The 8091-nt window shown below is 42.2% G+C and carries 8 protein-coding genes; 3 read left to right on the top strand and 5 right to left on the bottom strand.

Annotated features, from left to right (window positions below):
• Window positions 1-287: 287 nt before the first annotated feature.
• The gene (locus tag M3221_RS17305) at window positions 288-1163 is read right to left on the bottom strand and encodes an NAD(P)-dependent oxidoreductase (RefSeq protein ID WP_251272974.1); all 876 of its coding nucleotides are present in this window, start codon (window positions 1161-1163) and stop codon (window positions 288-290) included.
• Window positions 1164-1267: 104 nt separating this feature from the next.
• Between M3221_RS17305 and M3221_RS17300 the strand changes: the two genes are divergently transcribed.
• Complete coding sequence (locus M3221_RS17300; RefSeq protein ID WP_251272973.1) at window positions 1268-1411, top strand: hypothetical protein; 144 nt, start codon at window positions 1268-1270, stop codon at window positions 1409-1411.
• A gap of 141 nt (window positions 1412-1552) precedes the next feature.
• The gene (locus M3221_RS17295; protein WP_251272972.1) at window positions 1553-2533 is read left to right on the top strand and encodes a zinc-binding dehydrogenase; all 981 of its coding nucleotides are present in this window, start codon (window positions 1553-1555) and stop codon (window positions 2531-2533) included.
• A gap of 120 nt (window positions 2534-2653) precedes the next feature.
• On the opposite strand, the gene M3221_RS17290 is transcribed toward M3221_RS17295, so the two are convergent.
• Complete coding sequence (locus M3221_RS17290; RefSeq protein ID WP_251272971.1) at window positions 2654-3514, bottom strand: hypothetical protein; 861 nt, start codon at window positions 3512-3514, stop codon at window positions 2654-2656.
• Window positions 3515-3971: 457 nt separating this feature from the next.
• On the opposite strand from M3221_RS17290, the gene M3221_RS17285 reads away from it, so the two are divergent.
• Window positions 3972-6203, top strand: coding sequence for an RNA degradosome polyphosphate kinase (locus tag M3221_RS17285; protein WP_251272970.1), 2232 nt, complete (start codon window positions 3972-3974; stop codon window positions 6201-6203).
• Window positions 6204-6454: 251 nt separating this feature from the next.
• Here M3221_RS17285 and M3221_RS17280 read toward each other — a convergent pair whose 3' ends face one another.
• From M3221_RS17280 to M3221_RS17270, 3 genes are all read right to left on the bottom strand, one after another.
• Window positions 6455-7093, bottom strand: a complete 639-nt coding sequence (locus M3221_RS17280) for an O-methyltransferase (protein ID WP_251272969.1) — start codon at window positions 7091-7093, stop codon at window positions 6455-6457.
• A 46-nt stretch (window positions 7094-7139) separates the two neighbouring features.
• Complete coding sequence (locus M3221_RS17275) at window positions 7140-7466, bottom strand: antibiotic biosynthesis monooxygenase family protein (RefSeq protein ID WP_251272968.1); 327 nt, start codon at window positions 7464-7466, stop codon at window positions 7140-7142.
• An 82-nt stretch (window positions 7467-7548) separates the two neighbouring features.
• On the bottom strand, window positions 7549-7929 hold the full coding sequence (locus tag M3221_RS17270; RefSeq protein WP_251272967.1) for a hypothetical protein: 381 nt from the start codon (window positions 7927-7929) through the stop codon (window positions 7549-7551).
• Window positions 7930-8091 lie beyond the last annotated feature (162 nt).

Below are 8091 nucleotides of genomic sequence, written 5' to 3'. Positions count from 1 at the left end.
GCTTTGCGGTGCCATATTGGTTTTGACCAGGCGCGCGCAGAGCTCGCAGCCATGTTTAAAACGACTGATTAAATGACAGTCTGCAAGAAAAGGGATTCGCCATTTACACAAAATTATTGACGGTCCCTTTAAATGATCAAACTTTTTAATAAATCTACATTAAGCACTAAATTACAAGATAATAAAGTTTTGAAAAGGTGGAAGTCACCCAACACCGCTTAGTCAAGACAGCTTTAATATATATTTTATATACTAAAAAGAAGCACCCGAAAGGATGCTCCCCTGCTTTACTTCTTGTTCTTGTCTTTTAACTCTAAATAAACGGCTGCCATATCCAATTGTGCTTTTCCATTTTCTTTGGCGGAACGGTAGGTCGTGTTCGTTACTTCAGCAAGCGGCAATGTTGTTTCCATTCTGTCTGCCTCCGCTTTGATCAAGCCCAAGTCTTTCGCCATCAGTTCTAACATAAAAGCAGAAGGAAATTCCTCTTTGCGATACATCTCTTTTTTCCCTTGAAATAATCCTGTATTCACTGCGGAAAAAGAGATCATATCCAACACTTTTTCCTTATCCAGTCCTGATCTTTCTGCAAATAATAAGGTTTCTCCAATCCCCTGTCCGATAATACCCAGCAGCAGGTTAATGGCTAATTTTGCAGAGCTGCCTTTACTGTTAGAGCCAAAATGAATCGTTTCTTTGCCTAAGACATTAAAATAAGGCTCGCACATGTCTACAGCCCTTTCATCTCCACCCGCAAGGATTACTAACTGTCCTGCTTTGGCTGGTCCTACTGAACCAGATACGGGTGCGTCTATGTAGATTCCGCCTTTTTCTGATACCAGCTCCGCAAACGAACGTGAATCTTCTGGTGAAATAGTACTCATGTCTACTACCACTTTGCCGGGTTTGATCCCTTCTAGTACACCGTTATCTTGCGTTAAAACAGATTGTACAGCATCCGCGTTCGATAACATCGTAAAGATAATATCCGATTGTTCAGCTATTTCTTTTGGCGAATGCAGGTTAACAGCTCCTGCTTCTACTAAAGGGATTGTTTTTTCTTGGGAGCGGTTGTATACGTTCACTTTATACCCTGCTTGTAAAAGATTCATGGCCATAGGTTCACCCATATGACCTAATCCAATCCAACCTAACGTATGCATTTCTATTCCTCCTGTTTAATCGGTTTAGCCTTTACTTCTAAAGCATAACATGATGAGGCCTCCTTCTCCTAACAAGCACCCCCAACAGCCTAAGGAGTTAGAGAATGATGAAATCATCTATTATACTTGTTTACCACAAAGTGTCGCCCACAGCAGAATATAACCATACAGAGAATGCACCAGAAGCAGTTTTAAATAAGATTTGTGCTTGGAAAAAAAGCGAATCAATCAAGGATCCTCTTCCCTGATTCGTTCTTATTCATTCATAAGCTTTTCATATGGTAAAATAATCAAAGTCTATCGTTAACAGATGCTAACATTGCAGAAGCATATCCTTTTAGCCATGATAAATCATTCAAACAAACTAAACTTTTAAGGAGCGAATGTTTATGAAAGCTTTGTTATTGCAGGAAAAAGGCGAATGGAAAGAAATGCGGGTAAGCGAAATAAACTCTCCTGCTCCTGACAAAGGAGAAATACTGGTTGAAGTTCATGCTGTGGGACTGAATCCGGTCGACTATAAAACAGCGACAGGCGGCCATCCAAATTGGACGTATCCTCACATTCTCGGACTAGACGTTGCCGGTGTTGTAGCTGAAGCTGGCGAGGGAGTGACACAGTGGAATCAAGGAGATAAAGTCGTCTACCATGGAGATCTTACCAAAAAAGGCGGGTATGCTGAATTTGCTGTTACCAACGCACACACCGTGTCGCGCATTCCAGAAGGTGTGACTTTTGAAGATGCTGCTGCCCTTCCGACAGCGGGTTACACTGCCTATCAGGCTTTACATGGCAAGCTGCCTCTTTCACAGTTAAATACGATTTTGATTCATGGAGGAGCAGGCGGTGTAGGAGGATTTGCCATTCAGTTAGCCAAACTAGCCGGTAAACAGGTGATTACTACCGCTTCCCTTCACAATCATGAATATGTCAAATCGCTTGGGGCCGACTTTGTGGTCGATTATCGGACAGAAGATATCTCTTCCAAAGTGAGCCTGATTACCGCTGGAAGAGGAGTCGATGCTGTTATCGATACGATTAGCAGGCAAAGTGCAACAGAGGCATTGGACCTCATTGCCTTTTCAGGTCATATCGTACATATTGCCGGGGCTCCTGATTATACAAAAATAAAACCATTTACGAAATCTCTTTCCTACCATGAAGTAGCCCTGGGAGCCGCCCATCAATCAGGTGATATTATCGCGGAAAAAGCGTTAGCGAAAATAGGAGATGAGATGCTCTCTCTATTAGCCCAAGGCAGCATTTCGTCTATGTTAAAAGAGGTTATTTCATTGGATGAGATTCCGGAAGCGCTCTCCTATCTCTCCCAAAGACATGTAAAGGGAAAAATGGTCGCCAAAATAAAATAAGGAATGAAAAAGATTGTATTTCCTTACTCTCATTTTCTTCATATTAAAAAACGCCGTCATGAGCATGACAGCGTTTTTTGTACTTATAAAGGAATAGTGAAGTAAATGAAAAGCAGTGAATTACTCTGCTTTAGCTGATTCGTTGAATCCATGCAGAGGCAGGTGATCAATACCGTACTTAGCCAGCTGTGTTTCAGCTTGATCAATCAGCTTCTGTGCTTTCGCTTTTGTATCAGCATCTAATCCTGCTAGTAGGTCTGCTATTTTATCATCGTCTTTGTCTGCTTTGTCTGGAAGCGTCACACCAAGCTCTTTCAACTGAGTTTGTGCTTCTTCAAATGTAATCGTGCCCGCCTTTACTTTATCCATAATCGCTTCTGCTTTTGCTTTCGTGTCGGCATCCAGGTCTGCAAACATGTCATGATCACCTTTGTCTGGAAGTGTCACGCCAAGTTCATTCAATTGAGTTTGTGCTTCTTTAAATGTGATTGTGCCGGCTTTTGCTTTTTTCATAATGGCTTCTGCTTTCGCTTTTGTATCTGCATCTAGATCCGCAAACAGGTCTCCCTTGCCGCCTCTATCGCCTTTGTCCGCTCTGTCTGGAAGTGTCACGCCAAGTTCTTTCAGCTGATTCTGTGCTTCTTCAAACGTGATCGTGCCGGCTTTCATTTTATCCATAATGGCTTCCGCTTTCGCTTTTGTGGCCGCATCTAGATCTGCAAACAAGTCCGCTTTATCTCCTTTTTCCGGCAATGTAACATCAAGATCCTGTAACCCTGTGGTTAATTTATCCATGATCGCCTGCACTTTTTCTTGAGAGGCTGCATCTAATGTTGCTTTTACATTTTTCGCTTTTTCTTCCTGGACAGCTGCTGTGCTTGTTGTTGTGTCTGTTGCCGCATAAGCGGAAACCGTACCTAAAGAGCCGAGGCCAATAATGCCTGCCATTGCTAGTCCAAATAATTTGTTTTTAGTTTTCATGTTTAAATTCCTCCTGAATAGTTTCGTTTCATTTTGTATGTACCTCCCTGGTACAAATGCCACTTTACTCTTCAAGAGTGAAAGTTTGGTGAAAAACAAAAAACAAGCAAGAACTTTTTTTAAAAACATGATTTTTCTTCAAAACCTTCTGACAGCAAAGACCCGCACCCTCTACATTCATTGAGTCACGATCCTACATACAAAAAAGCTTTTAGACAAAGACTTTAAGCTGAAGAGTTTGTTTAAAAGATGAATCCTTCTTTATTAAATAAAGAAGGGTTTTTATGCGATTCATTTTTTACTGGGCAAAAATCATGCCGCTTTTCTTAAAATCAGATAAATAATACGGAATATTTACATTCAATTTACAAAGGGTTTACTAAACATTTACAAAATAGTGTTATTTTAAATTTAATTAACAAAATTGGAATTTCAACAACAGGGAGATGAAGGCATCATGCAAACAGTGAATACAGCCACCAAAGAGAAAAACTTGAACAGTCCATCTTTTTACAACAACCGGGAATTAAGCTGGCTTGGCTTTAACGAACGGGTGCTGCAAGAAGCAAGTGACGAACAAAATGCGCTGCTGGAACGCTATAAATTTTTAGCGATTTTCAGCTCGAATCTAGATGAGTTTTTTATGGTGCGCGTAGCAGGCTTGCTTGATCAAGTGAAAGCCGGATTTAACCGCCCGGAAAACAAAGCCGGATTAACACCGAAAGAACAGCTTTGTTTGATTTCCGAGATTACGCATCACCTTGTGGGCAAGCAGGATGACGTATACTTGAATGAACTCACTCCTTTACTGGCAAAAGAAAATGTGACCATTAACTCCATGACGGAGATAAGCCCAGCTGCATGTACCTATTTGGAAACCTTTTTTGACGAGCAAATCTTCCCCGTTTTAACCCCAATGGCTATCGACGCATATCGCCCTTTCCCAATGCTGTTGAATAAATCATTAAACTTAGCTGTGATGCTGGAAGAAAACGAAAAAGGAAAAGCCCCAGGTTCTTTAGCGGGAAAACTGACGATTGTACAGGTGCCTGCTGTTATAAACCGTTTGATTGAGCTTCCTGCAGAAAAAAAGGAAGCAAGGGTATTTGTTTTACTGGAACAAGTGATTTCTGTATTTATGCCTAAATTATTTAAAGGACATGGAGTAAAATCTGTGACTCCTTTTCGCATTACGCGTAACGCCGATTTGACAATTCACGAGGACGAAGCGGAGGACTTGCTGCAGGAAATTGAGGAAGAACTGAAAAAACGGAAATGGGGGGCCGCTGTCCGGCTCGAAGTGCAGCATGACTGTTATGACGAGCAAGTAGTCGAGTATTTAAAAGAAGAGCTGGAAATTCACAGTAAAGATGTATATGCCATTCAAGCTCCATTGGATTTAACGTTTTTATTTTCTTTTTCCAAAAGCATTCAAGCAACGCACGAACATTTGGCTGCCCCGTCTTTTATTCCGCAGCCGCCGCAGGATTTAGAAGGAGAAGAAAGCATTTTCAGCCAGGTTCTCAAGCAGGATGTGCTGCTTCATCATCCGTACGAGTCGTTTGAACCGATTGTTGATTTTATTTCACAGGCTGCTGATGATCCGGACGTATTGGCGATCAAGCAAACGCTGTACCGGGTAAGCGGCGATTCTCCAATTATTAAAAGCCTGGAGCGCGCTGCTGAAAACGGTAAACAGGTAACCGTTCTTGTAGAGCTGAAGGCCCGGTTTGACGAAGAAAATAACGTTCAATGGGCAAAGGAGCTGGAAAAGTCAGGCTGCCACGTGATTTACGGAATGACGCATTTGAAAACGCACAGTAAAATCACGCTCGTTGTACGCCGGCGCAAAGGAAAAATTGAACGGTTTGTCCATCTTGGAACTGGCAACTACAATGACGCTACTGCACGGGTTTACACGGATATGGGGCTTCTAACTGCTGATGAACGAATTGGCATTGATGCCACCCATTTTTTCAATTCATTGAGCGGACATATGGAAAAACCGGACTACCATCATTTATCTGTTTCGCCTTTTGGCATACGAGATACGTTCCTGCAATTAATTGACGAAGAAATTGCCGCTCACGAGCTGTTTGGAAACGGGCGCATTATCGCGAAAATGAACTCGCTGACGGATAAAAAAATTATGATGAAGCTGTATGAAGCGTCCCAAGCTGGAGTGGAAATCGATTTAATTGTTAGAGGCGTGTGCTGTCTGCGGCCGGGGATCGAAGGGGTTAGTGAAAACATCCGGGTCCGGAGCATTGTCGGTGCGTTCCTTGAACACACACGAATTTATTATTTTCACCATAATGGGGAAAACAAAGTGTTTTTATCATCGGCTGACTTGATGACCCGAAACATGGAAAACCGTGTAGAAATCATGTTCCCGATCTTAAAGCCGCATTTGAAAAAACGGATTTATGACAGTCTGGCGCTTGCGCTGCAAGATAACCGTAAGGCACGGGAACAAGACAGCAGCGGTCAGTATCATTACGTAAAAAGAACAGATGGAGAAAAAGAAATCAACAGCCAGCTGATCTTGTGTGAACTGGCACAGCAAATGAAACTGCTTAATGATATTCCTGACGCATCCGCTTTTGAATTCAAACAAAAACTTGGGAGAATTGGCAGTTCCTCTGTGGCCAAACTGCGCAAAGTGTACGGGCTGATTCAGCTGCACTAACAAGCCGGCATCCCCAAATGAATCGATCATTGTTTTCTCTAAGGAGTCAGCGCGTTAAAAAACAAAAGGCAGTTTGCATTTCAGGCCAGCCCATTTTAATAGAGCCTTCTGGTTTGTTCGCCTTTAGCAAAAACAGAAGGCTTTGTCTGCAAGCTGACACAATACCCTTTGTCATTGTGTTTTTTACGCGTTATTTTCATAAAGAAAAACATACATAGGATCACAGCTCATTGACTCCAAATGAATACGCCTTATTTCTTTACTCTAGAAAGTGTCATCCCATCACCAACTGGCATAAGCACGGATTCTAATTGCGGATGATGCGCTGTCCATTCATTAAATTTCTTCATGGCTTCCGTATAACGTTTAGGGGTTATATTCGGGTCCACTACACTGCCTTTCACAAGCACGTTATCCGCGACAATTAATGCACCCGGTTCTGCCAGTTGAATGCAGTATTCCAGGTAATGTTCATAGTTTGCTTTATCTGCATCAATAAAGAAAAAATCAAATCGCTTGTTTTCGCCAGCCAGTTTTTCAAGACTTTCTAAAGCTGCCCCGGTCATGTAGGATACTTGATCGCCAAAGCCCGCTTTGGCTAGATTGCTGTGTGCTAACTCTGCGTATCTCTCTTCTAGCTCAAGAGACGTTAACATTCCTTCTTTCCCGAATCCTCTTGCCAGGCAAATGCCGCTGTAGCCGCCAAGCGCTCCTATTTCCAGTACTTGTTTAGCGCCTGAGATCGATACAAGCATGGTCAGCAGTTTTCCTGAAGAAGGAGATACTGATATAGAAGGCATTCCGTTTTCTTTGATGGATGCAATGACTTCTTCTAAAAGAGCGTCCTCAGTACAAAATACTGAATCAATATAGCCGTTTATTTGTTTCATGGAGCTTTATTCCTTTCCCGTCATGATGCAAAGAATCGTTGTAGTCTTATATAGATGCTTCTGCTTTTTTAACGGCTTTTACTTCATACTTTCCGACTTCTGTATGAATGATATATTCCGGTTTTGGCTGATTCAGCTTTGCTTTATGGCCGGCGATATGTGCATCACTTTTCTCCCATTGTTTCCAATAGGCTTCTGACTCCCAGGTGACTAAGACGATTACTTCTTCTTCGCCGCGTCTAACCTGCTTTACCAGCACCTTAAGGTCCACAAACCCTTCCTGCTGTTCAAGGATTCCTGGTTTACTGAACCGATTCACCACCTGCTCAGCATTGCCTTCTGTTACCGTCATTTTTCTTAATTGAACGAACATCGTTTATCCCCCATTCTCTTTTTTACGTACTCTTATGTTGGATCAATTGCACCTTTAGGCCATAAAAGGGTAGCCATTCCTGTTATTCCTCTTCAGCCGGGCCTTTTTCTGATGCTTCTTCCTCGTTTGCTGGAGCATCATGCCGCTTGATTTCATCTTCATGAATTTCAAACAACTGAGTAAATTCATTCATAATCGTTTCCACTGCTTTTAGTTCTCCCACCAAAATCGGGTTAATCGATTGCAGCTCGGGTGTTTCTAATTGCTGTTTTAATGTGGCACGTTTTACATTCAGCCTGTCTAAAAATTCAATCGCTCTTCCCCGGCGGAAAGTTTTAGCACCGCCACGAGGATGATCCTTACGTCTGTGGCCGCCGCCTCTATGATGATGTTCTTCCCGGTGATGTTCATGGGCGAAAGGTCTTTCATCCCGGCGATATCTTTTGCCATATTGGTCTCTCATGTTATCTCTCCCTTTCTGTATACGAATGTATACAAACTCATTGTATACATTCGTATACAGAAAGTCAAACTTTCCTTTTTTTGAAATATCTTCAGAAGACAGGATCACGTAAATTAAAAAGAATGAGCTCTGCTGGATACAGAGCTCATTCTATCAAGGTGA

Source organism: Domibacillus indicus, from assembly GCF_023715895.1.
Taxonomy (GTDB): Bacteria; Bacillota; Bacilli; order Bacillales; family Domibacillaceae; genus Domibacillus; species Domibacillus indicus_A.
Note: the sequence above shows the minus strand (reverse complement) of the source record. Positions and strands in the feature narration are given on the sequence as shown.